This window comes from Paenibacillus sp. FSL P4-0127, assembly GCF_038007325.1.
Classification (GTDB): Bacteria; Bacillota; Bacilli; order Paenibacillales; family Paenibacillaceae; genus Fontibacillus; species Fontibacillus macerans.
Genome location: NZ_JBBOWY010000001.1, coordinates 2,865,284 through 2,891,507, shown reverse-complemented (window position 1 = coordinate 2,891,507; position 26,224 = coordinate 2,865,284). Strand labels below are relative to the sequence as shown.

Annotated in this window: 30 protein-coding genes and 1 pseudogene; 6 read left to right on the top strand and 25 right to left on the bottom strand. The window is 51.4% G+C overall.

Annotated elements, in window-relative coordinates; translation table 11 throughout:
- Position 1: 1 nt before the first annotated feature.
- The 3 genes from NYE74_RS13000 to NYE74_RS12990 form a co-directional block, all read right to left on the bottom strand.
- Positions 2-2,188, bottom strand: a complete 2,187-nt coding sequence (locus NYE74_RS13000) for a peptidoglycan-binding domain-containing protein (protein ID WP_326044378.1) — start codon at positions 2,186-2,188, stop codon at positions 2-4.
- 47 nt (positions 2,189-2,235) lie between these two features.
- Entirely contained in the window at positions 2,236-2,976 is a 741-nt protein-coding gene (locus NYE74_RS12995; RefSeq protein WP_326044379.1) for a hypothetical protein, read from the bottom strand.
- A 197-nt stretch (positions 2,977-3,173) separates the two neighbouring features.
- Entirely contained in the window at positions 3,174-3,386 is a 213-nt protein-coding gene (locus tag NYE74_RS12990; protein ID WP_371861056.1) for a hypothetical protein, read from the bottom strand.
- Between the two features lie 825 nt (positions 3,387-4,211).
- Between NYE74_RS12990 and NYE74_RS12985 the strand changes: the two genes are divergently transcribed.
- Both NYE74_RS12985 and NYE74_RS12980 read left to right on the top strand, forming a co-directional pair.
- On the top strand, positions 4,212-4,331 hold the full coding sequence (locus NYE74_RS12985; RefSeq protein ID WP_230877209.1) for a putative holin-like toxin: 120 nt from the start codon (positions 4,212-4,214) through the stop codon (positions 4,329-4,331).
- A gap of 315 nt (positions 4,332-4,646) precedes the next feature.
- Positions 4,647-5,198: a C39 family peptidase gene (locus tag NYE74_RS12980; protein ID WP_326044380.1), complete on the top strand. Its 552-nt coding sequence runs from the start codon at positions 4,647-4,649 to the stop codon at positions 5,196-5,198.
- A gap of 44 nt (positions 5,199-5,242) precedes the next feature.
- Here the strand turns inward: NYE74_RS12980 and NYE74_RS12975 are convergent, their stop codons facing one another.
- From NYE74_RS12975 to NYE74_RS12960, 4 genes and pseudogenes are all read right to left on the bottom strand, one after another.
- Positions 5,243-6,064 carry a leucine-rich repeat domain-containing protein gene (locus tag NYE74_RS12975; RefSeq protein ID WP_036620945.1) on the bottom strand — a complete coding sequence of 274 codons (822 nt, stop codon included), beginning with the start codon at positions 6,062-6,064 and terminating at the stop codon, positions 5,243-5,245.
- A 102-nt stretch (positions 6,065-6,166) separates the two neighbouring features.
- Positions 6,167-6,424 (bottom strand): helix-turn-helix domain-containing protein, encoded by a 258-nt coding sequence (locus NYE74_RS12970; protein WP_326044381.1) that lies wholly within the window; start codon positions 6,422-6,424, stop codon positions 6,167-6,169.
- Positions 6,425-6,428: 4 nt separating this feature from the next.
- Positions 6,429-7,028, bottom strand: a complete 600-nt coding sequence (locus NYE74_RS12965) for a sigma-70 family RNA polymerase sigma factor (RefSeq protein WP_326044382.1) — start codon at positions 7,026-7,028, stop codon at positions 6,429-6,431.
- Positions 7,029-7,214: 186 nt separating this feature from the next.
- Positions 7,215-7,649, bottom strand: a pseudogene (locus NYE74_RS12960) (N-acetylmuramoyl-L-alanine amidase family protein); the annotation flags it as partial.
- Between the two features lie 99 nt (positions 7,650-7,748).
- On the opposite strand from NYE74_RS12960, the gene NYE74_RS12955 reads away from it, so the two are divergent.
- The gene (locus NYE74_RS12955; RefSeq protein ID WP_326044384.1) at positions 7,749-8,147 is read left to right on the top strand and encodes a hypothetical protein; all 399 of its coding nucleotides are present in this window, start codon (positions 7,749-7,751) and stop codon (positions 8,145-8,147) included.
- A 90-nt stretch (positions 8,148-8,237) separates the two neighbouring features.
- Here NYE74_RS12955 and NYE74_RS12950 read toward each other — a convergent pair whose 3' ends face one another.
- From NYE74_RS12950 to NYE74_RS12870, 17 genes are all read right to left on the bottom strand, one after another.
- Positions 8,238-8,513, bottom strand: coding sequence for a holin (locus tag NYE74_RS12950; RefSeq protein ID WP_036620937.1), 276 nt, complete (start codon positions 8,511-8,513; stop codon positions 8,238-8,240).
- A gap of 18 nt (positions 8,514-8,531) precedes the next feature.
- Positions 8,532-9,479 carry a peptidoglycan recognition protein family protein gene (locus tag NYE74_RS12945; RefSeq protein WP_326044385.1) on the bottom strand — a complete coding sequence of 316 codons (948 nt, stop codon included), beginning with the start codon at positions 9,477-9,479 and terminating at the stop codon, positions 8,532-8,534.
- A 14-nt stretch (positions 9,480-9,493) separates the two neighbouring features.
- Positions 9,494-9,781 (bottom strand): hypothetical protein, encoded by a 288-nt coding sequence (locus NYE74_RS12940; RefSeq protein WP_128634718.1) that lies wholly within the window; start codon positions 9,779-9,781, stop codon positions 9,494-9,496.
- A gap of 467 nt (positions 9,782-10,248) precedes the next feature.
- Entirely contained in the window at positions 10,249-10,455 is a 207-nt protein-coding gene (locus tag NYE74_RS12935) for a hypothetical protein (RefSeq protein WP_326044386.1), read from the bottom strand.
- 16 nt (positions 10,456-10,471) lie between these two features.
- Positions 10,472-11,401: a pyocin knob domain-containing protein gene (locus NYE74_RS12930; protein WP_326044387.1), complete on the bottom strand. Its 930-nt coding sequence runs from the start codon at positions 11,399-11,401 to the stop codon at positions 10,472-10,474.
- On the bottom strand, positions 11,391-11,930 hold the full coding sequence (locus NYE74_RS12925) for a YmfQ family protein (RefSeq protein ID WP_326044396.1): 540 nt from the start codon (positions 11,928-11,930) through the stop codon (positions 11,391-11,393). The genes NYE74_RS12930 and NYE74_RS12925 overlap by 11 nt, the downstream gene beginning before the upstream one ends.
- Positions 11,931-12,066: 136 nt before the next feature.
- Entirely contained in the window at positions 12,067-13,185 is a 1,119-nt protein-coding gene (locus tag NYE74_RS12920; RefSeq protein WP_326044388.1) for a baseplate J/gp47 family protein, read from the bottom strand.
- A complete protein-coding gene (locus tag NYE74_RS12915) occupies positions 13,185-13,646 on the bottom strand; it encodes a DUF2634 domain-containing protein (RefSeq protein WP_326044389.1) in 462 nt (153 codons plus the stop codon). Before NYE74_RS12915 ends, NYE74_RS12920 begins: the two co-directional genes overlap by 1 nt.
- Positions 13,639-14,043 carry a hypothetical protein gene (locus NYE74_RS12910; protein ID WP_251595846.1) on the bottom strand — a complete coding sequence of 135 codons (405 nt, stop codon included), beginning with the start codon at positions 14,041-14,043 and terminating at the stop codon, positions 13,639-13,641. The genes NYE74_RS12915 and NYE74_RS12910 overlap by 8 nt, the downstream gene beginning before the upstream one ends.
- Complete coding sequence (locus NYE74_RS12905; RefSeq protein WP_326044390.1) at positions 14,033-15,034, bottom strand: XkdQ/YqbQ family protein; 1,002 nt, start codon at positions 15,032-15,034, stop codon at positions 14,033-14,035. The genes NYE74_RS12910 and NYE74_RS12905 overlap by 11 nt, the downstream gene beginning before the upstream one ends.
- Positions 15,031-15,666 (bottom strand): LysM peptidoglycan-binding domain-containing protein, encoded by a 636-nt coding sequence (locus NYE74_RS12900; protein ID WP_326044391.1) that lies wholly within the window; start codon positions 15,664-15,666, stop codon positions 15,031-15,033. The genes NYE74_RS12905 and NYE74_RS12900 overlap by 4 nt, the downstream gene beginning before the upstream one ends.
- A gap of 16 nt (positions 15,667-15,682) precedes the next feature.
- Complete coding sequence (locus tag NYE74_RS12895) at positions 15,683-17,557, bottom strand: hypothetical protein (RefSeq protein ID WP_326044392.1); 1,875 nt, start codon at positions 17,555-17,557, stop codon at positions 15,683-15,685.
- Between the two features lie 217 nt (positions 17,558-17,774).
- A complete protein-coding gene (locus NYE74_RS12890; protein ID WP_036620919.1) occupies positions 17,775-18,239 on the bottom strand; it encodes a phage tail assembly chaperone in 465 nt (154 codons plus the stop codon).
- A 45-nt stretch (positions 18,240-18,284) separates the two neighbouring features.
- Positions 18,285-18,701, bottom strand: coding sequence for a phage tail tube protein (locus tag NYE74_RS12885; protein ID WP_251595850.1), 417 nt, complete (start codon positions 18,699-18,701; stop codon positions 18,285-18,287).
- 22 nt (positions 18,702-18,723) lie between these two features.
- Positions 18,724-20,181 (bottom strand): phage tail sheath family protein, encoded by a 1,458-nt coding sequence (locus NYE74_RS12880; protein WP_036620915.1) that lies wholly within the window; start codon positions 20,179-20,181, stop codon positions 18,724-18,726.
- 2 nt (positions 20,182-20,183) lie between these two features.
- Positions 20,184-20,528 (bottom strand): hypothetical protein, encoded by a 345-nt coding sequence (locus tag NYE74_RS12875; RefSeq protein WP_124332534.1) that lies wholly within the window; start codon positions 20,526-20,528, stop codon positions 20,184-20,186.
- A gap of 5 nt (positions 20,529-20,533) precedes the next feature.
- Positions 20,534-21,409 carry a hypothetical protein gene (locus NYE74_RS12870; RefSeq protein WP_051985336.1) on the bottom strand — a complete coding sequence of 292 codons (876 nt, stop codon included), beginning with the start codon at positions 21,407-21,409 and terminating at the stop codon, positions 20,534-20,536.
- Between the two features lie 1,134 nt (positions 21,410-22,543).
- Between NYE74_RS12870 and NYE74_RS12865 the strand changes: the two genes are divergently transcribed.
- Positions 22,544-23,740 (top strand): IS4 family transposase, encoded by a 1,197-nt coding sequence (locus NYE74_RS12865; protein ID WP_115311341.1) that lies wholly within the window; start codon positions 22,544-22,546, stop codon positions 23,738-23,740.
- Between the two features lie 336 nt (positions 23,741-24,076).
- On the opposite strand, the gene NYE74_RS12860 is transcribed toward NYE74_RS12865, so the two are convergent.
- Entirely contained in the window at positions 24,077-24,577 is a 501-nt protein-coding gene (locus NYE74_RS12860) for an ArpU family phage packaging/lysis transcriptional regulator (RefSeq protein ID WP_341004841.1), read from the bottom strand.
- A gap of 572 nt (positions 24,578-25,149) precedes the next feature.
- Here NYE74_RS12860 and NYE74_RS12855 point away from each other — a divergent pair.
- Together NYE74_RS12855 and NYE74_RS12850 are read left to right on the top strand one after the other, a co-directional pair.
- A complete protein-coding gene (locus tag NYE74_RS12855) occupies positions 25,150-25,503 on the top strand; it encodes a helix-turn-helix domain-containing protein (RefSeq protein ID WP_036620908.1) in 354 nt (117 codons plus the stop codon).
- A gap of 118 nt (positions 25,504-25,621) precedes the next feature.
- Positions 25,622-26,221, top strand: coding sequence for an ImmA/IrrE family metallo-endopeptidase (locus NYE74_RS12850; RefSeq protein WP_155620920.1), 600 nt, complete (start codon positions 25,622-25,624; stop codon positions 26,219-26,221).
- Positions 26,222-26,224 lie beyond the last annotated feature (3 nt).

Below are 26,224 nucleotides of genomic sequence, written 5' to 3'. Positions count from 1 at the left end.
ATTACAGCCCCCTAAAAAAGTCATAATACTGTTGAAACCACTGAAGGTCTTCGTCAGAAAGCCCCATCCTTTTCCCTTGCCAGATATTTGTCGATGTTGCGTACCTCTCAGCTTGTTCATCGGGTAACGCCATAAATTCTTTTCTACCCAACTTAAGAGCTTGTCTATAATGCTTAATTTCATGCAAGATCGTATTAGCCATCATTTTTGCGTTACCGAAACTCTTATTTAATTCTAAAACCGGTTCGCCTTTTGCATTAAACTTAAATAGTCCTAAAGTATCTCCAGTTTGAGTAAAACTACGATTAGTGGATTCATATAATTTCCTTATCTCATCAGCATACTTCTTACCAAACGCCTTTTCAATTTCCATAAATGCTAAATCTACTTTTTTTGTATTGCTCAACCCTGCAAAACTTTCGTCAAATGTACCAACAAAATCAGAGGGATTAAGAGGTTTTTTTGCATACCAAGCATCATTCCCCGTCCCCTCAGCCACTACACTCGTGCCTGATGGCTTCACTTCTTTCACGGTGGGAGCCTCCTCCACTTCCGAACGCTTCAGCCACCCGGTCAGCTTTTGTCCCGCTGTACTCTTGAGCGCGCTGGAAATGAGCTTAAACGCATAGGTGAAGGTCACGTCCCCGGCTCCGGCCATAGCGGTATCCAGAGCGATATTTTGGGCGCGGCCTGCGAGGTCTTGGTCGCCGTCATGCTTGAAGTCGGTTACCGCGTCAGATGCTTCGGTAGCCGTGCCGAAGACCGCTCCCGCCGTCATGGATCTGACCACCGTCGGCGATAGCTTGGAGAGAGCCGCCGGGGTTTTCACAGCTTTTAAATATTTAAAGGGCAAAAAGAACCCGACTACATTTCCGGCAGCTTCGCCAACTCCTTTGCCGTACGGATCATCCAGCGGATTTACGTAACCTTCCGGTTCCGGTCCCATAATCCATTCGGCAAGCAGCTCCGGCAATCCTGCCGAGGCCGTGTTGATTGCGTTCACCACAGCATTCGACCCGCCAACCATCAAGTTCGCAAAAAAAGGATTGCCGATGCCGCTTTGTTTTTGCCGCATCTCGTTTTCTTCTTTTTTCTCAAGTTCTTTCAGCTCGTTATAGATCCTGTCTTGTTCTTCCTTGGTCAAATCTGCCCAATAGGTCTGCTTCAGCCGCTCCTGAACTTCCGGATCATCGCGGTTTAGCACATCGTCCAGCGAATAGCTTCGCGGATCTACCGACGTGATATAGTATTGCGGCTCGCTCTTGGAATCCTCAACCGGTTCCACTTTCGGCATGTTAAACAGCGCCTGCCAGGTTGCCGGCCCGATTACACCCTGGAGCCCGTCTTGATCCTTCTCGTAAACCTCCCGGAACCCTTCCAACGCGCGTACGGTAGCTTCATCAAAATAGCCGTTCGCCTCGACCTCAAACCCCAGCTCTTGTAACCGTAGCTGCGCCATTTTCAACGGCTCGGAATAGGCCTGACCGTGCATTTGCACCGTCAGCAGCCCGCTCAGCTTCCCGAACAGAGTCCGCCACACATTTTCATCCACGATTCCTTGCCGATCTCCGGTATTGTCCAGGCCGTATTTTTCTTTGTACCGATTAACTGCTTTCAACGTGGCCGAGTCAAAACACCCGTTCGCTTCCAGTTCGTACCCCAGTTCCTGCAATCTTTCCTGCAGTTTTAGCACTTCATCGCTTTTATGCTCCGGATCCAGAGTCAGTTCTTTCGTAAGCGGCTCCACAGTGATAGGGATATAAACCGCTGCCCGGGAGAATAAGGAAAACGCCGAAAACGGCAAAGGAAAGACGCTCGTTTTATTCCCTGAAGTCGTGGGGAACGCGTCAAATGGGTTTAAGGTAACCGGAAGTTTTAACTGCTTCGCCTTCAAAAAGGACTCCTGCTCTTGGCGAGTATACTCGTTCGCCGCCCAGCGCAGCGTTTTCTCTTTCGTGCGCAATTCGTCGCCGATCTCCCGGGACAGCTGCCTAATCCGCTCCATCCGCCGCTCCACTTCAGATATTGCGGAGCGGACTCCCGGCTCGGAATAAGCCGAACTTGTTCTACTGGCTAACTCCGATACCCTTTTTAGCGTAACTGTGACTTGATCTCCGAACTGTTGCTCCAACCGGCGTACTTCGTCTGCAAGTCCGTTAATGCGGGCCGGATCGACCTTCAGTTCCAAGGCGTTCCCCTCCTTTCCCCAACATGCTTGGAAACGCAAAAAGTTGTTCAAGGGCGGAAAGCGGTTTGCGCCGAAACAAAAGGGCCTGACTTCGCTCCGGCATCATCCCCAGCATCCAGGTTCCTTTTTCTGTTCGCGCACAGGTAAACAGCGCTTCGGCCTCCTCTCCAGAAGCCAAGTGGTATCCGGCAATGACCCGGCAATCGGACTGTGGCCCAAAGGGAGGCTTCCGCTAAGTCTTCCGAGGTCTGACGATCTATCCCAAGCTTTTGCCAAAGAACCGTTGCCGCTCCTTGTTCTCCCGCACCTGCAAGCGCCAGAGCATAATTGGCCTCCGCCGCGGGTAGAGGGTAAAATGCCTCCTGCTCACAATCGCTAAGCAAAAACTGCTTCCGGAGCATGGCAATCGCTTCTTCCCGCCCGGTGCAAAGCTGGACCTCGCAAGTCTCTTCCCCAGTTAAGCGCGTGAACATCCCCGCCCGGCAATGGATAAATTCCATGGAGACTGCCCCGTTTTTTTCCACCAAGCAAGCAAACACCTGGTCCGGGAAAGACAAAATTTCCGCAATCGCGGCATAATCACGCTCTATGTATAGTTGATCCTCATCTTCCTCCGTCAAAATATGTTTGCTCTTCAGCCGGCCGGACACCTTCTCCCATCGTTGGCGAGCATCCTGCAAATCAAGGCCATCTGGCACATTTTCCAAACCGAACAAGGTAGTGGCACCGGAAAGCAAGCACAGGTAAAACCATTCATCTTGCGACAGCACATAGTTTGTCCTATTCATTCCGTACTCCTGGACATTTAGATATTTTATGGAAAAGACACTTCAATACATTCTATCAACCCACCGCTGGCCTCACAATTCCTTAGTTGGGATAATATCCCACAATTGATCCGTTTCACCTATATAAATGAACAAAAAGTCCGAAACGGCTTGGAGCCGCCCCGGACGTATTGATAAGAAAAATTTACTAATCTAGGTTAAGAAGCATCATGGCCCCGGTGTTCAACCGGAACACAGGCCAAAATCCGATCCAGCCGAAAAGCCCGGGGTTCGCCGGAAGCAAGGCAAGTTGCCCGCACCAGACCTTCACGGACGTCATGAATCTTGATCTTTCGCTGGGTGATTTTTCCCAAGCGGTCCATGTAAATGATCTCAACGGTCCGGCCAATGTATTTTTTCACCAGTACCATCTCCAAATAAGAACGTTTGTTTGTAGTATATGCAAACACACGTTCTTTATACAACAGGGAAATAATGTTTTTTTGACTCAGTCTAATAATCAGTGCTTGACAGTGATGTCGGCAACCGGTCATGGAAAGAAAAGCTGGAAAGGCGTTGAAAGCTTGAGGACAGGGAAGGCCGGTGGGCAGGTCGGCAGATCTACATCCGCTGTCCGGACGCTTTGCACGATTATCCCGTTTAATCAGAGAAGATGATAAATTCAGGAGAAGAAGATAGGTTTGTAAGAAGCAGATATTTTTTCCTTATTAATCCCTCACATCCTAGCCCCCACCCCCTGCCCTCTGAACGAAAGGGATAATCGTGCAAAGCAGCCTGCAGGGAAACCAAGATACGAATGCTATATATAGACAGCCACCTCAGTCCTCGTCCGGCATCCTCGAATCAATAGAGCTAGAGTCATAATTTATTTCGTCAAGCACTGATCTCGGCTTAGTGCCGTTTTTATTAAATCAAATGTTAATCCTCTTATATTTAACCATTCCATGCGGACTGATCCTCAAATTAAAATAGAAAAAACCGCTTTAAAGTAGCGGTTTCTTTATAAGACTCTATAACATAAAAAATATCATTTTGTAGAGTATACCTCCGTGGATTGTTGTTGTAGACAACGGGATAATAAATCCAAAAAGTCTTATAGAACAGCTTTACAACGGCATTTTATGTCCGGCTGAAAAGATAGTTCCCGAGGATCCGCAGTATCGTCTGTGGTATAATACCCCTAACAACAGAAGGGCTGAGATGGGTGGTCGGCTAGTCTCCCTTGAAGGGAGGTGATGCCTGTGGAGGTTAAGGACGTGCTGTCTTTAATGATTCAATTCGGAGCGTTTTTAATAACGCTGATCGGTTTGGTCATTACGATAGTCACTACGTTAAACCAAAACAAAAAGAAATAGACCGCCCGTGGTAGGAGATGGTCTATTTCTCTGACCTTGACTACAGCCGACCGCTCTTCAAAGCGGCTGTTGCCAGAGTGAAGATGTGCGCATCTTCACTCTTTATTTTATGCAGTTTCATTTGATTTCATTCTAACATAGTAAAAAAGGTATTGACAATACTATACAAGACTATCGATTGGGTAAAAAAATGAGGTCCTGATTTTTTCTATACCCCGAATCCTCTAATTCCGGTTGTTTTTTAGTAGCTTCACTCCACTTTAATAGTATACGGAATTTATTTCATTCCGAATTCAACATGAAGGTGGAGTTATGATGGCCAAAAAAACGTATAATGTCGATTTAAAAACACCTAGTTTTAAACAATTTAATGACGGAACAAACAAGTGGTACAGCAAAAAAACGAGCTGTGGCGGAACGATTGGTGAAGAAGGCTGCTTTTTGACTTCGGCCGCCATGATCTTTAAGGGCTTCGGCGATAATGTAGACCCCGGAACGCTAACGGACAAACTTAAATCGGATTACAAAGGGGCCGATTGTCCGTTCGCCTGGGATACCGCCGCTAAGGCTTATTCCCACACCTGGCACAATAAAACCAACGGCTCTTTTGACAATATTCGCGATGATCTTTTCGAACTGATTGTAAACAGCCGAATCCCGGTGATGGTGCATGTGCCTAATCATTTGGTCGTCGTTAAAGGCTTTTCGGGCACCCTTACCGTCGATATTGACGGATATCCTTATTACACGGAAATCACTGCTTCCATGTTCAAAGTAAACGACCCGGGAAGCAGCAAAAACACGACCTTGCAGGATGTAATCACTCAAAAAGGCAAAGAGGACTATATTACCTATTACACAGAGTAATTGCAACTGCTAATAAGGGATGGCGATTTCGCCATCCCTTTTCCCTAATAAGCGAGGACATTGGTTTCCGATACATCGACGGTGTCCGGAACTTTTGGCAAATCGTCTATGTTTTTCTTCGTAACCAGCAATATTTTGAGCTTCGGCAGATTGGCAACAGGAGCTACTCTGCGAACGTCGGTATCGCGAATGTCCAAAAGCTTAAGATCTTCGAGAGCGGCCAGCGGCGAAAGATCGGTTACCCGGGTGCTCCGCAGTTCTAAACGCTCCAGGACATCAAGCTCTTTCAATAAACTGATATCATTAACCGGGTTATTGGAGATAAGCAATCCTTCGAGATTCTTAGCTTGCTGTATACCTTCAAGACTGCTTAACCTCGCATTGGATAAAGAAAGATATTCAAGCGCATCCCAATTTTTAATAAAATCCAATGATTCGATATCGCTGTCATTGATATTTACCGATTTAAGGCGGAGCTTGCCAAAATCGGGCAACTGCTCCAAACCAACCCCCTCCAACTGCAAATACTCCAAATGAGGAATTTCACCCAAAAAATCTAAATTTTCAGCATTGGTATAAGATAATGTAAGGCTTTTTAGATTGACAAGTTTTTTTAAGGAAGATAAGTCGATCGGTTCGGTTATCCCTTCCAATTGGATGCCTTCCACCTTCTCCAGATCTTCCTTGGCCAGATTGCTTTGGGGATCCCCCAAGGAATCTCGGATGGCCGCTGCCACGGGCGGCGGAAAATCACCTTCGGCCGATCTGTTCCTCGTTGTGTCCGAGGCTGAACTGCAGCCGGCCAAGATGACAAAAATCAATAAAAAAACAATGGGAAACCTGTGAAATTCCGTATTCTTAAACAAGTTCGCGCTACCTCCTTTATTTTCCTCAATATTAATAAACGAAATTATTTTCTAAAAGTTTCCATATAAAAATAAAAAAATACGACCCAGTTTCCGGTCGTATCAATCTTTATGCTCATCTTCAACCAGTTTCCGGCAAAAATCCGTAAAATCAGGGGATTTTGCAAGATCATAACTCATAATTCTCTTAATAAGCGTCTCGATGATATACTGTTCAAGATCGTCTTGGCGATCGGCCTTAGCCTTATAACGATAGGCTCGAATGGCCGGCAAAAACCGGACAATAATCCGGGTCAACGCGTCTTTGTCGCCATTTTGAGCTCGCGCGACCAGGTCGAATAAATCGTTTTCCATTTCCATCGCTTTAATCGCTTTTCGTCAGCATTTGCCGCAGCTTCTTCAGTGCCAGATTCCTTGTTTTATTGACAGCTTGGGGAGATATGTTTAATTGGGCGGCGATTTCATGATCTTTATAGCAAAGCGCATAGCTCATGGTGACGATGATTTGTTGTTTGGCGGACAGCTTGGAAAAAGCGTTGAACAAACAAGGATTGGTGAAGGTCTCCTGAAATTGTTCAGGAGAGGCAACAGCGGGGTCGGACGGAAACAAATCTACGGAACCGGTAAGCGCTTCTCCCAAGGATCGGCCTCCCCGGCCATCGGACAAAGGTACATCGAAAATAAGCGGATTGCGGCGGTCGATTTTCCGGTAGAAACGAAGCCGTTCAAGGGCGGCATATTTTATGGTAGAGGAGAGGTAGCGGGTAAAGCGAATTTGAAAATAGTGCTTGCGGAATCCGGTTTCTAACGCCATTTGGTGGTCCGCTTGTCCTGCTTGGGATTTCAACAAAAGAATGATGTTTGACTCATCGCGAAAAAAACTCTGTATGACCCGGTTTTCAAAAATAGGTTTATGACGCGCGCAGTAGCTCTGAAATTCTCTTTGCAGCGGCTTCGCCAGCATAATTTCCCCTCCGTTATTTTCAAAATTGACGGTTCCCGTTATCCAAATCTATCACTTTCCTGATATATTGTATGACTGCTTCATAGAACCCGCTTGTGCGCCTGCTTGGCCGGTTCCTGCGTGTTTATCGCCAAAAAAAGAAACCCTGGCATCACCTTACCGGTGACCCGGGGCTTCTATTAACGGTCAACCTCCAAAATATTCCTTTAACCCTTTGAGAACCCCCGCCGCAAAATCGAGAGAGGCCTCATAGATAGGGTAGTCCAGATTAGCCAACGCGGTCGGATTCGTGATATACTCCACCTCGATCAGCGCCCGCGGATATTTATAGGATGAGCCGCTCGGGTATCGCAGAATGCCGAGTGAACCGACCGCAGCTTTGGTATCGTCCAGCACCCCTCTGTCTTTCGTCCCCAAGTAACTGACAACGCCGTTTTGAAGCGCTTGAGCGAACGGCTTATCGCCGGATCTTGTCTGGGCGTAATAGGTTTCGGTCCCGCTGGCCGTTGTGCTCCCGCCGTTCCAATGAATGCTGATGACCGCATCAACTTTTTCATCTTGGCCCTTTTTCCACCGATCATTAATTTCTACTTTCTTATCGCTATTTCTTGTCATTACAACCGTAACGCCGGCGTTTCACCTCGTTGTTTATTGATTGGCGCCAATCTATCCATTAAAGTGATCTTAGAAGCTAAAAAAACAACCCTCAGGAGGAAAATGATGAGAAATGGCCTTGTTTTGCCGCTGATCGCCCTCATTTTAATGCTGACAGCCTGCGGAGGAAATGAAGTTAAGCTGCAATTGGATAACCCCCGTCCGGGAACGGTTCTGGACACCCGGCAAATTCAAATTTTCGGAAAAGTCTCGAATCTCAGGGAAACTTATTTCTTCTATCAAATCGAAGACGGGCATTCTTTTATCGGAGAAGGGAAGTTGACCGTCGATCGGGAAGGGCGCTTCGATTTGGTGGCAGAGGTCAAAACTCCGTCCAACGCTAACGCCACCATAAGCTTTTATCTGGACGAGGATCATAACGGGGAATTTGATGTGGAGACGGATACCGAACAAAAAATTGGCTCCGTAGACCTTGTTTTCGATGAATCCTTGGTGCAAAGATAAACGCAGTAATATTATACATTATTAAAAAAATAGACCGCCCCAAGGAAGGTGACGGTCTATTTCGGCGGAAACGTTAGCTACAGCGGTTTATTAATCCTTCGTCGTTCCCGGCCGGTTATTGCCAAGCTCAAACAACCCGGTTGCCGATAAGCCGGCCAAGCCGCCGGCCCACAACCGCAACACCAGGTCCATGTCCGTAAAAGGATACGCCGCCGCACCAATCAACACACCGATGATCACGCCGATGAACGGCACCCAATTTTTCGGCAGGTTTATCGTTGTTTTCACGAGCTGTACGACAGCTAAAACAAATACCGATAAGACCGAAGCAAAAGCCAGCACATTGGTCAAAATTTCATTTTGCATCCCTTATCGCCTCCTTTCTTATTCCTCGGGAATTCCCGCCGCCCGCCGCAGGTAATTCGCCAAATTGTGAAAATGCTGAGCCCGCGGGTCGTTTCCTTCGGCTTTCGCTTTAAACCAAGCGGGGGAGAGCCAGCGAAAAATGATTTCCTGGGCGTTGCTTTTGGGAAGCCGGGTGAGCGGTTTGGCGGCCGCATCGTTGGCAAGCGGGATTCCGGCAGCGAAACGCAGATTGTTCGCCAGGTTATGAAAATGGGTTTTGCCGGCTTCGTCGTTTTTCCGTTGGGACGCAAACCATGCCGGGGATACGTAGTTGTCGATCAGCGCTTGCGCAATCGAGGCCGGCAATGGGGTGAAACTTCCGTTCGTATTGGTGTTCGGATTCGAACCAGCGGATCGGGTGGACTTGATTTCAGCGGCTACGTCATCCAGCAAGTTTTTTAAAGTTTTGCCGCCGCTGGCCAAGGCCTGCTCACAATCGCTTCGCCGCGCCGGATCCAGCTGTTTGTGAGTAGGAATAAAGGTGTAAGGATTTTTGTTCCACTTGTCGCAGCATAAAGCCAAATACCAAACGTATCTATTGTAAGCTTCGGTAAAGTTGATTTTTCCGCCGTAACACAGTTCAATGCCCAGCGCGGCGTCATTGGCGTCATAGCCGAAAGCGTCGTTGTCGGTGGTCACATCATACCGCACATGCCAGGCCTTCTCCGCCGGATCGGAACCGATGCCGGTTGGAATGATCTCCAAAATTTTCGTATCATCAATAAAAACGTGGGCCGAGGCCGAGCGGTCGGTCTGCGAGTTAAAATAGTTAAAGTGATTGTCCGCCGTCGCCCCGGGATTGCCGGTATCATGCGCTACAAAAAATTCCGGCGTCCCCGTCTTCAGCCTTGTGCCGGGTCTTACGTTGGATCGCTTGGCAATGTATCGGCGCTCTATATTATATTTAGTAACATCCAAAACTATCACCTCCTTGATACAATCTATTCTTCCAAGCGGTCGATCCGCTTGTGCGCCTGCTTGGTCGATTCCTCGACCCGCGTCAGCCGCTCGGAAAACGCCTCGAACCGCTGCCCCTGCAGCTTTTGTTCGATTTTCATATCGTCCACGCCACGCTTGATGTATTCCACATCGGCGCGCTGTACCGCCTCAAGCTCCGCCGCCTCTTCAGCCTCCTGCCGCATCGCCTTTGCGCGCCCCGCCCACCCTAAAGCAATTCCGCTCAGCGCGGCCAGGACCGATGTAATCGCCGTGATTGCTGTTATATCCATTACCCTCACCCTCTCTCGATAAAAAAATGGCCTTCGGATCGGCTCCGAAGGCTAAGAAAAACATCTATTAAGTACATTCAAAGCAGATAGAACGCGTATGGAGCAGTTTTTATTGCGATTATAGAATTGCGTAGCTCCGCTGAAAATTTTTAAAACAATCTAAAAAGCACCTTTGCGACGCTCCCCCTTTTGGTTATTTTTCTGGTTCGCTTGATTTTGTAATTTTCTTCGTATTTTTCTATGAGATGTTCATGGTCACAAACAACGATGTTCCCGGATCTGTCTTTATAAATGAATTGCCCCAAATTAACTAGGATGCCCCTGTTCCGTTTTTGATAAGCCCGTCCTAGACGCTGCCACCTGAATCATAAACAACGATGACCGGCAATTCGGTAAAACGAACAATTTCCTAATTCGTTGGCTGTTCCATATCAGCAAACTCAACTACCTCTATACATCCTTTCGACTTACACATTCTGATCATGTATACCACCCTTCTGTAGCAGCTTGTCGGGTCGCGACACGTCCTCAAATGTACCGTCTGCAAGGCGACGCTTGCCTAATAGCGAGAAGTCGTACTTATCAACTTCAAAAATATTGTCGCCATCGGGTACAGTTTGGCTGTCACTGATTACATAAACGAAACCATTAGTATTGACTTGGATATATGCCATTGTATTAACCCTCCCGTCAGTTGTATTCGATTACTTCGAAGTAGACTTCAATTTCACGACCGTAGGTACCAGTTACTATCTTGGACGAAGTTCTCACGATGATCGTTGTTGCATCGGAAAGGTAGACTGCCGGAGTCTTCCGGTCTGGTGATGTGTCGTCTGCTGTATGATTTTTTGTATAAAACCCCGTCAAATTTATCGATGTTTTATTAACATCTACTGCCGGGATTGTTACCGTGACTTGACCATAATCGTTCGTAGTATTGCTTCTAAGATTTGTCACATATCTCGTTATTCTTTTCACTCCACCACCCCATATCTGCCAATTTGTCCATGTTCCGGCCCGTAACTGCCTCCAATACGTAACGCCATTGTAGAAATTCGTCGCCCTTTGAAGCCGCCAATTCCCGGGGTCTTGTGAATGCGACATGTGCTCAACATAATACCATTCCGTACTTGGAGCATTAGCCATGCTAGAGCCATCGTAGAAGCCATCTTCTGTAATGCTGTTCAGGTCGCCAATAAGGCGAGTGGCCCTCGGCACGCTTGCGTTTCTAGCATTACTCTCTGCCGCATTCCATGCTGCTCTTTCTCCCGCCGTAATGTGTACGGTTGTATTGCTGGCGTGCGCGGATAGACCAGTACCCGCAGCATTAGCCGTTATCTGCGCCGCTGTTGCTGCATCGTACGCTGATTTGACCGCCTTCGGCGTTGCCGCCCGATCCTCTGCCGTGCTGTCCGTGGCGCTGGAGAGCTGGGTGATGCCCTTCTCTGTGAGGGAAGCATCGGGGATATCGATGTCCTGCAGTTGTTCTCGAACTTCCCCCACTGCCGCATCAATTTTATCCCAGTTGTCATTTAGCATCGTTTGGATGTTAAACGTATCGTTTCCATCGGTTGCCGGGTCTTTTTTGAGTAGGTTGAGATTAGGTGTATTACTGGCCAACCGGATCACCTCCTGCAAATTGGTTTAATGAGATTTGCTCCATCTGGTTAAGAGTCAACACCTCGTGAATGTCGCGAATCAGCAAATAAGAAAATTCAAACTTCAATGCCAAATGCGCCGGTTTAAGTTCACCGATAACGGCTATAAGATCGTTCAGGTTCGGCGGAATCCCTGCACTATCCACAAACTTCACCGTAAAGCTCCATTCACTGGGCTGAAAAAAAACATCCACCGTCCCGCCGTAATACGCCTCCGCCACACTCTTCACCAGCCGCCCCGAGAATTTCCCGCTACCACGCAGCTTGGACTCAACAACGGCCCGGCGCTGGTCGAGCGGCTTGCCGGGATCGGTTGCGATGCCAAGCTCGCTTTCCCAGCGGTCGAGACCCCAAGTGGCTGTCCGCACAAAAAACTGCTCCAGCGTTTCGTCTAATGCCTCGAACAGCCGATCCAGCTCAACGCCTTTGGCATTCATATCCGCCTGCATGACCCGGGAGTTTTCGTAATAACTCGGCAAATAGGAAAACATTTCGCGCCCCCGCGAACTCGTAAGTAAAAGTTTACTTGTACTTGCCGGCCAAGGTTCGCCCGCACTTCTCGGTAAAGCTCCACTCTTATCCGCCAGCAAAGGTTCACCCATGCTCCTCATGTTCGTCAGCATAAGCTCACTCATACACTTCCACCATCCCCAGCACTGCAACCTGTCCCGGGTAAATTTCCAAATTGGTGTCCGCGTTCCCGTTCACCGTCAACTCGGCGTAGTCGATGATCGGCGGAATATCCAGCAGAATCGCCGCAATCCGGGTAAAGCGCACCAACGGATCGGCAAAAGCCAGCTGCTTCAAATACGCGCGCACGCCGTCTTCGATCCGCTTCCGCACCTCGGCCAGCGTCGCCCCGCTCGCTAACGTAAGCTTCACGCGGATGTCGATCGGCACCTCTTCGGCCGCCATTACCGTGACGATCGGGCCTGCCGGCGCCATGCCTTCTCCCTGTCCATCCTGGGTCGGATCGATGTAGGCCTGCGCTGCCGCCACAATTTCCTCATTGGCCGCCCGCTTTTCCGTGTCCAGCAAATAAATCCCTACCGTTCCGGGCCCCTTCCACAACGGCTCCACCTGCACCCCGCCGACACCGGGCACCTCTCCGGCCCATTTCATATACTGCGCTTTGTTGCCGCTCGTTCCCTGGTTTCGCACCTGGGAATAAAAACGCTCCAGCAGCAGCTCATCCGATTCGGTATCGGCGCCGCCCCGGGTCTCTTCCGGGTTTGTCACCGCCGTGACGCCGCTCACCGGAGTCGCGATAATCTCGATCACGCCCGCCGGCACGTTGCCCGCTTGCCCGGCCACAACAGCCCGAATCGTGGCACTTCCCCCACCGTTTTCATCCAGGGTTACCGCCGCCGTCGTCTCGTATTCGATCGACGCTTCCGCCGTAACCTCGTCGGCCGGCGTCGCCACGATCGTTCCCGCCGGAACCGTTCTCCCGGGCGTCCCGGTAAACCTGACCATGCCCGTCGCCGCCACAGCCGGCCGCCGGGTTATCCCATGCTCCGCGGCCCGCAAATCGAGGTACTCTCCGTACGTCGTGCTTGCAAACCCGCGCTCCAGCACCTGACGGGCCCAAGCCGCCGCCTCCGCCAGCATAAAAGCCGCCGGGGCTTCGGCGTCCCAAATAAAAGAACCCTCGGATTTATCGATATCCGAAGGCACCCGGGCCAGCATCCGCTGCATAATTTGTTCTTCCGTTTGATCCTGCAAATAAAGCGGCAGCTCCGCCATCATGTCACACTCCCTTCCGCGATCATCTCTTCCTCCCGGACATTTCTCACCCGGCAGCTAAACCGGCATCCATCGTCCTGCCACGAAAAAGAAAAATCCCCCACGCTTAAAGTGCGGGGATCCACCATCAGCGTCTCCGTCGCGATCCGCTCGATCTCGCTTTCCTGGACGGCGCGGCTGTAGCCTTTACCGATCAGCTCTTCGAATTCCTGCCCGTACGACCGCGAGTAGATCAGATGCCGGTAGCGGGGCGTGCGGATCGCTTTTTCACACCACACCACCCAGGCGGCGGTGTCGTCGGCCCGGGCTATTTTGCGCGTGGGCGTCATTACGAACTCCCCGGCCTCAAAATCAAATCGCCAGCTTCGCCCAAAAGCCACCTCATCATTCGTCGTTTCCGGCGTTTCTTCCTCGGTAGAGGACCACGCATCCACCACCGCTTCCGGAAAAAGATTAGCCATTCCCGCTCACCACCCTGCAAATGACGATCGCATCATTCCCGCCGTTAATCGGCAGCGCCAGCACCCGGTCGCCTGGCTGGTACCGCAAGGTCAACGCCACTCCCGCGGTTTCCGAGGGTTCAAAAGAGAACTCACCTTGCTGTACTTCCACGATGCGTTCTCTTTCGTCATCCAGCCAGCCAGCCTCCCCGGTTAGCGCTAACTCAGGCAGCTTCAACGTCCCCGGAAATTCCGCGACCAAATAATCCTGGATTTCATGCTTAAAGTTGTCCAGCTTCAGCCCCGACCTCGTAATGGTCCCCAGTTCGGCCGAAACGCCCGCCAAAGCTTCCGCTGCTTTCCTTGCAGCATTTTCCCGCAGCGAAACAGCCAATGCCGCATATGGATCAGTTGTCAAGAAAATACCTCCTTTTCACGTCGGCCTCCGTCGCCAGCTCCAGCGTCATATGACCAGGTTCGCCTAACTCATGGGAGACCGACGTCACGATCAGATTCAATCCGTTAAAATTCACCTTATCCCCGGCGCGAACCGTATTCAGATCCACACAAGTAACGCTAAAGGTCTGTCCCAGACCCATCAGCATGGATTCGGCGAATTTTTTGGCAGCGCTGGCGGTTTTGACGTTTTCGTCCTGAACAATCCGCTGCAGCACGCCGTATTTGGCGGTCTCCCCATCCGCTACGGCCAGCACTTTGGATGGCGCATTTTCCTTCTGATCCTCGGTCCCGATAACCTTCACCCTTGTGACCGAGCCTTCCAGCGTGCGGTTTTGCGTCGCTTCCTCCAACTGCTCAAGCACCCAGACCGTTTTGTTGCTGCCGACTTGAAAAAGCGTAAGTCCGGCAGGCGTCATCCGCGGAATGTACATGTTGCCTCCAGCCTTAACCGTCTCTTTAAGATCGGACATGATCATGCTGTAAAGCGTCTGCGGCCGGTAGACGGCTTTTTTCAGTTTCGTTTTCGTGTCGGGGACCGAATCGAGCTTGATGTTCCAGTCCGCAGCGTATTTTCGCAGGCGTTGACTGGCCGTTCCTCCGGCCGGAAAAAGGCACTCATCCTCCGATTTCGCCAAATAAATCGTTCGATCGTACACCGTCACCGTCATATGCTTTGTCTGCTTGATCGAGCTTGAGCATTCCCAAACGACGCCGGGGTGGAGCAGATGCACCATGCTTTTGCCGCCAGCACCTGAAACGCCGCCGTCCCCGTTAAACGGCACTCCGCTGATGCGGATTTCCTGCCCCGGTTCAATGCCGGGAAAAGACGCAGGAATTTTCAGCTGTATCGTCCCCTGGTAAGAAATCTGGTCCAGCGAATCCTTCAGCGAAATCCCTTCCACCAGTTCGCGCAAATAATATTTGTTCTGCAGCACCACTTCGTAACTCACTGCGGCATCACCAGCTTTTGACCGGGCTTGATTTTGTTCGGGTCCTTGCCGATCGTTTTCTGATTCGCTTTGTAAATCTGCTGCCACTTCGAGCTGTCGCCGAGCTCCAGTTTAGCGATTTTGGACAGCGTGTCGCCGGATTTGACGACGTAGGTTTTCGCCGGCTTTTTCGTATCTGGACGGGTCGACTTTTTGGCCGAAGCCCCCGCCGAAGCTGCCGTATGAACCTTCATTTCCCGCCAAGTCCGGGCGGTCAGGTCGAAGTACACGTCACCCGGCTCCCCGCCTTTAAAGCTGCTGTTATGTGCCGCAATCGTAACAAGCACGTTCACCGCCGTACCGGAAATAATCAGCCGCACTGGCGACTTGCTATTCATCATCGTGGTCAACTGATTCATCGCCTCTTGCGGGTCGGGGAGCTTTTCATAATTGCAGTATCCCGGATCATAGACCGCCGGAAAAAAAGAAGAGAAGGCGATCTCCTTCACCTTCTCTCCAGCCGGAAAATCGTATTCCCCCAGCGACAAAATATTGACCGTCTCCAGCGCCTTGTTCCGGGAAATCCTAATTTCGTCCGGATTCACCGGAAAATAAAAGTCATTGCCCGCTCCGTCTTTCAAATGGATTTCCATCTTCCTCATCGCCCCCTTACTTCAGATTTTGCATGGCGAACCTGACCTCATTGGCGATTTTCCAGCCCGCCGCCTTGGCAAGTTCGTCGTAATTGATCTCGTCTTTGTTGACGGTGAGGCTGAGGGCGCCTTGGGATAAGGAGACGTTGATTTGAAACGGCGTGGAGCTTTGTTTTTGCACCCCTTCATTCCGCCCATTTCCGAAACGTCTGTAGGCTCTAAGCCCGTTAGTATCAGGAATTGAAGCAGTTTGTGGAGACGTAGCCTGATTTGAGGCGATTTGTGATAAGGAAGCTGCCGGAGTGTTCATCGCTTTGCTCGTACTTGACGAAGCTTTATTTTTCTTGGAGAAAAATGTATCGTGCAAAAATCCTCCGACTTTATTCCCCAAATAATCGCCGGCGATCGATCCTAGCGTTGCGCCGATAACCGTACCTGCCCCCGGAATAACGGAACCGATCATTCCTCCAACCACGCCTCCTGCCGTCGATAAGACTGCCGAACCCGTCGCTTTAAAGCGATTCTTCTTCGAACCCGCAGTTGCAATGGCAGCTGCATCTCCCACAAGCCCTAAAGGACCGGGCAAGTTTTTGCCGATGAACTTCGCCCCTTTTCCAAGCCAGCCTGCACCCTTCATGAGCGATGATAGTCCATTCCCGCCAATTAAGCTCTTTCCTACATCCATCAATTTAGGCACCTTACCGCCGATCAAGCTTTTCCCCTTATCCATGAGCTTCGGGCCTTTTTCAACGATCCAATTTTTTCCCGTATTAATGAACTTTGAGCCGTTTTCTCCCAGCCGGGAAGCTCCTTTCTTTATGGAAGAGATCCCTTTTCCAGCCAGGTTCTTGGCGCCTTCCAGCAAACTGGGACCATTTTCGGTGAGTAGATCGATGCCCGTATTCATTAACATGCTTAGGCCCAGACCCGCCGCAGCTCCTTTCCCAAAAGTTTTTCTTCCGGCAGAACCGCCGATTCTACCCGTTCTGTTCCCAAAGCTCACTCTTGATCTGGTCCCGGTTTGACTATTGCCTCTGACTCTTCTTCCTCTACTTCCTTGGGCATTGGCACCCCTTCCCCCGCCGGTGTTCCTTCCACCGGAATTTCTCCCGCCGCTACCGCATTTACAAATACATATGCAGGTACATTTCCCGTTTTTAGGGTCGTCTTTTTTGCCGGTGATTTTTTTATACCCTTTTTGTATCCATTCCTTAGCAAAATCCTTAGCCAAAAGCAAGCCAACACTGTTAGAAAATTCACCGGCTGCTTTCAAAATCCTCCCGCTTTTATCATCGGCCCCGGATGTTGTGGATGCCTTGCTTCCTTCTGCCGGGTTTGCCGCCAAATTGGGCTTGTCTACGGGACTTTCAGCAGCAGCAGGATTGCCTGCCCCGCTTGCCTTTACCGCATCCCCCAACCCCAGCGCCTGCATCATAACATCCTTCAATCCACCGCCAAGCGCGCTAGCGATCGACGAGGAGATGCGCTGCATCGTGCTTTTGCCGTCGGAGCTTATCCATTTCGTAAAAGAATCCCCAACCGCGGTCTCCCAGTCGACTCCGGCGACTGATACGCGCCAACGGGGGGCGCTGAGCGCCGCAAGCGTGGCGTAAAGCTTCACGGCCGCTTTGGACGCGCGGTCGTCGAGCTGGACGACCGGTTTGACCGTGGTGCGGTGCAGCCGCGTCAGCGTGTCGCCGATTTTACGGGCGGCGGAAGAAAAGCGGTCGTCCAGCGTGACGGCGGGTTTGATTCGCGTTTTGCCCAAAAGCCCGGCGCGGCGCTGGGTTTGCTGCAGCAGCTTGTCCAGGGAACGCAGCTTTTTTTGCGTTTTGTCTACGTCGCGGTTTTCGATCTCGATCTCGAGCTCATAGATCTCTTTGTCGGCCATTCGTCACCTCCTTTCTCCGTACTACGCCTGCCCGCCCGGAAGCGGGAAAACCGGGAGCCGGGAGACGCTCATTGCATCATCTCCAGCTCCAGCTCCCGCTCCGCAAACGCTCTAAGCAGCAGACGCTCTCCTTTGGGGAGCGACCAGTATTCCCCGGGGCGCAGATGATGCCGTGTCCACAAATGGAACAGCAGCGTCGTCGTGCCGCCGGAGCCGATCAGTTTTTTAGATCATCGATGTCGACCCCAAAGCCGGAAATCTCCAGCACTTTATCGCCGACGGCGTCCAGTTCCCCGGCCAGCAGCAGACGGCGCACCGCCTCTTCCCCGCCGGACAGCTTCAGCCGGCTGATCAGGCGGTCGTCGCCCCAGCCGCTCAACTTCAAACTTTGCGCTTCCCCGCCGTTCTCCCGCTTCTTAACCACTTCCAGCGAGGCGGTCGCTTCCTTGATCAATGCGGCGTTAAACAGCTCGCTGTCGATTTTTTCCGTGACCTGGCCTTTCGTCGTCTTGCGGATCGTGCACCGCTCCCGGATCGCGTCCACCTTGCTGGACGTGAGACCGCGCAGCGTGACCCTTAAACCCAACCGCCCGATAAAAACGGTCTCCTCCGGCAAATTCGCCGCCGTCTCAAAAAGACCGTCCAAAATTTCCTGCTCATTCAACAGCCCGTCCTGACTCAAACTGGTTCCTCCTTCTTTTTCGTTACTGGTCTAATAAGCCCCAAATTAAGACGCCACAATCGGGTCCAGCAGCTCGTACGACTCGAACGTAAACGGCGTTTCCTCAGTCACTTCTTCGCCGGCCGTCCAGTTGGCCAGTTGGATTTTGTCCACCATGCAGTTGTTCAACTGAACCCGCTCGAAGCCGTAAGCCTCCGGGTCGTCCAGCTTATGGATGATCGAAAACTTCTGAAATCCCCGCGCGATCATATCGGACGTTACTTTGTAGCCGCTCATCGTGCCGGTCCCTTTTTTGCGCCCCAGCTTGTAAACGGTATAGTCGGTGCCAACGAGATTCAGTTCCTTTTTCTCCGCTTCGACGTTGGCCTCCAGATGATTCAAATTCGACTGCCATTGGCCTTCGATAAAAATTTGCCCGTACGTGCCCATAATCACGCGGCCGGGATCAAGAAATTGTGCCATAGATAAGCTCTCCCCTCAAAAATTATTGCACGTAAAACGTGCCGAAAATTTGTTCCATCACGTCGGTGTCGTCCGCTTTCCACGCCAGGAAAACCTGATCGTCCTCAGGGACAAATTGCGGCGCGCTGCCGTAAAAACGCGGATCAAGCGTGACGTCAAAACCCGTCGCCTCAATGACGCTCTCTGCGGCCAACGTCTGCAAATACTGCTTCCCGGCGCCGATCAGGGCCAGCCGGCCTTCCTCGGTGTTGTTCACCTTGCCGATATAATAATCCTCGGCGGTGCGCTGCAAATCGGCGTTGATCTGGTCGATGACGCGGATTTTGCGGATTTTTTTCCAGCCTTTGTTCTGGCCTTGGCGCGGTGAAATCAAGCTGTTCACGCCGCGCAGCACCTTCACCCTGCGGCCGTCGTGGACGAGCAGGAAGACGCCGCCCTGCACCGCCTGCTCTTGCTCAGAGCGGGTCCAGCGCCGCGTAACATCGTCGAAAGGCGAAGCCGCATACGTCGTCGATTCCTTCAGCGACTGGCCGGCGATCAGCCCGGCAACCCAAGCGGCGATCTGTGCGGAGCTGTACTCTTTGCCGTTCAGAACCGCGCCGGTGCCGACGTTGACGATGCCCTCGTAATCGATAACGGCGCTGCGGGCGATCGCTTTGCTCACCGCGTCGGCTCCGGTATCGTCGGCCGCCGAACCGCCCAGCACCGCGATGATACCTTTGCCCTCTTCGCGGACGCGTTTCACCCAAGCCACGATGCTGGTGCGCAGTGCCGGGTCGGAAACACCGTCGAGCGTCAGTACGTGGAAGTCCTGGGTTTCAAAAGCGGCGATAGCCGCCACGTAATCGGCGTTCGTGACGCCGGAAATGCCGCTTTCTCCGCCGGTCAAAGCCGCGCCGGACACATCGGCCAACGTACCTTCGCCAGCCGCCTCCGCCGTAATCCAGAGGTTGGCCTTGTCCGCGTTGATCGCGGCCGCCGCAAGCTCGGCCGATCCGCTGCCCAGCGGGAACGTCCGCAGCAGCGTCGAACCTTCATACAGCTTCAATTCCTTACTGCCGGAAACCGACAGGCTCGGTTGAACCGTAACCTTGAAGCTGTTGCCGCGTTTGCCCGGGTACTTGGCCTTGAGCAAAAGCGAAGCGGCGCCTTCCCCATTGTTCAGCGTCAGCGATGCCTCTGCCGCCGTGCTGGCGGCGATCCGGTAGGCGAGCAGCTTTTTCGGCCCGCCCAACAGTGCGAGATACAGCGTCGTCAGCGCGGTTGCGCCATCGGAGTCGTCATTCCCGAACAGCTCCCGGATCGCCGCTTCGTTCGCCACCTCCGTGAATTGTCCCATCGGCCCCCAGTGGGCTTTGACCGGAGCGACGACTACGCCGCGCGCTCCCGACCCAATCGCGGTCCCCGCCGCGCTCACAAAATTCATATACAGTCCCGGCAAAACCGGTTGATCCGTTAAACTCCATGTTCCTCCTGCCATATTTAAAGCACCCTCTTCCCCAAAAATTGTTTGACCAGCCGCTTGGCTTCCTCCACTTGCATCTCTACTTGCATCATCTCTTTGCCGGCCCCATCTCCGACCCCGGCTCTGGCCCCTGCCACAGCACCGGCCAGCACCTCCGGCTTAACCCCCAGCAGCGTTTCGGACACCGCCATCAGCTCATGAAGCGGATAAGCTTTTTCTGTTGCTGCATCTTCCGCGGCCTTCGCTGCTGCATCTTCCGCGGCCTTCGCTGCTGGATCTTCCGCGACCTTCGCAGCGGCAGTTTCCTGAACTGCCCTCGTCTGAGTTGCCTTCGTGGCCGCCGTTCCTTTTTTCCCTGCCACTTGCCTCACCTCATATTGGATTGATAATGAACGTATTGCATGAGCGGCGCTTCCTCCACCGGTTTGGCGGTACGCCGGATGAGCGAAACGGTCAGCGGACCCGCCGCCACAGTCCCCAATCCGGCCGTCGGCACGCTCACCTTTGGCTCGCCGATGCGCAGGAACGTCCGCTCCGCGCGGTCCAGCGGGATTTTCACCGCAGCGCCTAACGCTTCAAGAAGCTTCAGCATACCCGCGTGCTCCTGATCGGCATTCTCCGCCCGGAAAAACGCGGTCATCCGCTTTTCGATCTCAAAGGATGACGGACTGAGCGTCCGCACGTCCATGTCGATCATTTGCCACAGCACCGCGGGCCTTGCATGGCCAGGCGGCCAAGCGCCGCAAAACGCTGCCCACTCCGGGCCAAGCGTCCGTTTCGTCCAGTCGGCTAACGCCGTAAGCCACGAATCGCCGGTGATCTGCACCGACTGCGAGACAGGCTGCGGCGATATCAGCGCGATCTGCATCCCGCGCTTTGCCGCCCCGCGTTCTTCGTCAAGGTCGTCCCCCTCCGAGCCCAAGATTCCCAAATACAAACCGGCCCAAAGCTCTCCGCTTTCCGCCTCAAGCAACTGCTTATCAAGCGCATTAACGACAAGTTCGCCCAGCCGGTCCATTTCCTCCGGGACAGCTGCGGATACATAGAGATCGACCTCATTTAAGAGCCTGAGCCCTTTCCAAGCACTGTCCGTACTGTCTGTACTGTTCGCACTGTCCGCGCTGTCCCCGCCGACCGGCCGCACAACCGCAAAAGGCAATGCGCTTTCCGCCTGGGCCGGTGGCGGCGAATCGTACACTTCCTTCAACTCCGGCACGGCTTCCAGCAGTTTGCCGCGAATCACGCCTATCGCATCTCCAGCAATGATACTCACCTCCTTTCCAGGTGAAACTCATTGATCACGCAGCGCGGAAGGCTGCAAAACTGTCTGGTTCCTTCAAAACGTCCCCAAATGCAGCCCCGGCAGCGTTCCGGCTGAGCCCAGACTTGCGCCGAAGCCTTTACCGGCGGGCTATTGCTCTTTTTCCGCACACGCATCCTTCCTTCCAAAACAAAAACCGCTGATGGCTCAGCGGCTTTCGCAAAGTTTATAGTAGGATCAGATCAGGTGTCCCTGATTTCCACACTACCAATTTACCACGGATAAACCCAAGCGAACGGACATGTGCCGGACATGTGCCGGACATGTGCCGGACAAGCGGCGGACAACCGGAGGACATTCACCGGACAGCTAACGGACAAGTGTATGAAAAGCGTTCACAGGAAAGGTATAGTGTCGGCAAAACCCTTTACAAAATCAGGCCGCCTGAGAAACTCCACGTAAAAACTCCTGTGTAACACTAGCGTTGCATTAACTTTTGCTAAAGACTTCCCAAAAAAAGCTACCCGGAAATTTAACGGTTGTAGTAGCGGCTATTTTCCGAAAAAAGACCTTTTCTAATTTCTAACGGTTGTAAGCGTCGTTATTTGCTTGAATCTAAGCCAAAATAGCCGGATTTCAGTGAAATAAGGGCTATGGCAACCGTTACAATTTGAAATCAACGTTTTTGGCACAAATAACGCTTGTGGCAACCGTTAGAATATTGGTGTGGCTAGAAAATGTAGATTTAATGCAACGCTAGTGCCTGTGTAAAAAAATAAGTACATAAAATGCCGCTATTCCTCCGATATCCGTCCATTTGAAAGAAATAGAGGCAATTTAGGTCGTTATTTTCCCTCGTCGCTGCCAATATACCCGTCTTCTGAACCATTCTTAGGAAAATAAGTACATAAAATGTCGCTAATGGAGATGAACGTGCTAGGTTCCGGAATATAAGTACATAAAGTGCACTAGCGTTGCATAAAACCTAACGCGAATAATCAAATATTAGTTAAATATGGGTAATTATGATCATTTTTCATGGAAAAAGCATAAAAAATCTCCTATTGTAAAGAGGTAGGTACGTTGTCCATAACTCTCTACAAAAGGAGACCAACCATGGATAACGTTAAAGCTAAAACGGTCATTCGTCAACTGATTTCCTTACTGCCCATCGATGTGCATCAACGTTTACTCTTCGACCATTACACCAAGAAACTTACCACGATGAAAGCGATCATGCTCTTCATCAATGCTCAGTTGAAACAATGGTCATCTTACGGTGAAATGGAAATTGCACTTCGTGCTGAGCCGAAACTTCAGCAGCTTCTACAGTTGGAGAGTATCAGCGGCTCGCAATTATCCCGAAAACTCGATCAGATCCCAACGGAGCTGTTGGAGTGGATGTTTCAGCATCTGGCATCACAAACACAGCAACGTGCTTGCCACCAGGGCCAGAGCGGGAAATTGCACATCATTGATTCTTCCAGCATTCGACTGCCGCTTCAACTTGGAAGTTGGGCCAAGATGTCAAATAAGAGTAGCGGCGTCAAGATGCATCTGCGCCTCGTTGTTACAGCTCCCGACAAGCTATTTCCTGATGCCATGATCCCCAGTTCGCTCAATGTAGGGGATCGTGCGGGGGCCGTTGAACTGGTCGTCCCCTCGGATGCGATTTATGTGATGGATCGCGGTTATGATGATTATGCCCGGATGGATCAATGGGTCCAGGACAACATCCAGTTTGTGATCCGTATGCGAGATCGCGCGCTTGCCACCGTCATTGAGGAGTATCCTGTTCCGGAAGGCTCGAACATCACGCGGGACGCCAAGGTTTGCGTGGGCAGTTCCTTCCGATCCATGGAACATTCCGTTCGTTTGGTGGAGTTTTATGACGAGCAGGAACGGACTTATCGTATTTTTACATCGGTATGGGATAAGACCGCTGAAGAAATCGCGCAGATCTACAAAAATCGCTGGCTCATCGAGTTGTATTTTAAATGGCTGAAGCAACATTTGCGATTGAAGAAGCTGCACAGTCATAAACCACAGGCTATTTGGAACCAGTTATTCTTGGCTTTAATTACTGCCTTGCTCGTGGAGCACATCCGGCACAGCACCCAAACGGCAAAAACAAACTGGCAAGTGCTCCGGATTCTCCGCGAGTATTTGTACCGTTCATGGCGATCCTTTCGAACCGAACTGGATCGGAAACCCAGTCGAAGTAGTCCGGGGAGACGTCCGGGGTCAGGTCCCAAAGCGTTATCGGTGCGCACAATGGTTGGGATAATTAAGCCAAGCAAGTTCAAGGAATAATATCCATTATATACATTTAATGGGACATCGCGACCTACGCATTAGGTAACCTTGGCTTTTTGGTCTTAAGCTTAAAAAATGACTGTAAAAAAATCCATTTATAGTTTCAATAATCCAAATGTGGGTTTTGCTGAAAATTGATGTTAGTGTTCTTGCAACGCTAGTGCATAAAGTGCCGTTATTTTTGAAGGCCAACGGTTGAGCCAACGGCCAGCTCACAGCCAGCCACGGTCAGCCGACTGTCAGCCCACGCTCGGCCGATCCGGCAGCCGGCTGTCAAGCACCGGATTCCAGGTTGAGCCCTCCCCCTCCCCACAATATGCAAAAAGGCCGGCGTCAGCCGACCTCGTGTTTCGTTTTTTTCGCTTTTGTCTCTTCCTGCTCCTCATACACCTCAAGCCTCATCGCCGCCGCCAAGATGCGGATGGCGCTGGCTTTGATGCGGCGGTAGGTCCGGTCGGAGATGCCCATTTCCCCGCAGCTGATGAAATCGTACTCCCCTTCCGGGCTGAGATAGCTGCGTTCGATCACTTCCCGCTGATCCGCCGACAATTTCTCCATCGCCATGTCGAGCAGTTCCGATTTCCGGATCAGCTCCGCCTCCTTGTCGGCATTGCGGATCGCCAGATGCTCGGTCGGTTTGCTGACCTGGTTGGTGACGCCATGGTACCGGGGTTCGTATCCAGGGGTAATCATCGCCTCCTGCCGGATCATTCCAATTTGGCGGAACTGCCTCACTTCCTCCAACCGTTTTTCCACCGCCAACCGGGTGGCCGCCTCATTGACCGGCAGCGCACTAAAAAAAGTAGTATATACATGAATCCGTCTTCTTCCCATTAGAAGCCCTCCTGTCCATTATGCTAAAATGAATGCCGCGGTTCTCGGATCTATAAAAACGGGTTCTAAATTGATGCCATTTCGGTAACACTAGACAGCATTGCTTGTCCATTACAGGTTTCATATGCCAAGCATGAATTACGGGACTTCTCCTTGTTCTGTCAAGCCGTCTCCTTCAAATTTCCTCCTTCCCATTCAATTGCCCTCCTCATTTTTACCATTTTGGTAAGTTGTATCCTGATTATAAATTACCATATTGGTAATGTCAACACATTAAATTGCCACTTCGGCAATTTTGCAATCGCCTTAATTTTTCCATTTATTAATTAGACGAGCACATAGCAAAAAAAGTTTCTACAGGTATACCTTCCAAAATAAGCTGATTTGGCCCATTTGCATCGTTTCTTTTAAATTGCTGTCGAACAGGGTAAAAGGGGCATGAAGTACATTTAAGTTAAAACGCAGGACGTTGTTCATTTTGTCAACCATCAATCCATCCAAATTTATCTTTTCTTATTTACCAATTTGTCAATTCATGATATACTGGACTAAACGGCAAATGAGGAGTAAGTATGCAAACGCTAGGCGAGCGGATCAAATCCTTAAGAGAACAAAATAACCTCACGCAAAAAGACCTGGCTGCCAAAGCGGAAATGTCGGTCGCGCAGCTGTCCAGATACGAGACGAACGACCGCAAGCCCGATCCCGAATCGCTGCGGAAGATCGTCGACGCCCTGGATACGAACGCCGACTATTTGCTGGGCCGTACGCAGGACCCGTCCCCTTCCGGGGAGAAAGGGAGCAATATGTCTTTTTTTGGCGGTCCCGAAGCGTATACGGCCGATGAAATCGCCATGATGGAAGCTGCCTTAAAAGCATACCGTGAGCAGAAAAAGAAGCTGCTGGGCGGAGATGAACCGAAGTAATCAAGAGGAATGCCGATCAACATCCGGTTTTTACATAATGCACGTTACGGCCCTGATTGCGGGGCCCTTATTTTGGACCCCAAACCGAACATATATTCTTATTTGAGGTGGTTTTTGGATGTTATTCGCCTATTATCATGAGACCCTTCTGGAGCAGTGGATTAATACGAAATGCCTGAACCATGGGATTGCGAGCCCGGCGGATCTCGACATTGAGCGGGTGGCCGAAGCTTTTGGCGTGACGCTGGTGTATGAATCTTGCCCATCCTTTTCCGATAACGAGGAGAAAGTGATTTTTCTCAACAAATACAAGGATGCGGCGGAAGCCCGGGTTATCTTTTTTCATGAGTTGTGCCATGTGCTCCGGCATGCCGGGGATCAGCGCCGTATGACCGCGTTGTTCAAAAACGCCCAGGAAAGCGAAGCCGAGCAGTTCGTGCTGTATGCCGCCGTGCCGTTTTACATGTTCGCCAAGCTGCCCGTGCCGGACCATCGCGGCGAAGCGATTCCCTATATTGCCGAGCAATTTCAGGTCCCGCTTACACTAGCCGAGCAGCGGCTGGATCAAATCCAGCGGCGGGTGCTGCACGGCAGTCTAATTGCGGCGGCCCAGGCCGCGAATCGGCGGCAAAAGCAAGCGGCTCCAGGATGGTCGAGCGAAACCCAAAGGGTGCTTTCCCAACTGGAGCGCCAAATTAAAGGAAATGGGGGAATGTAACGG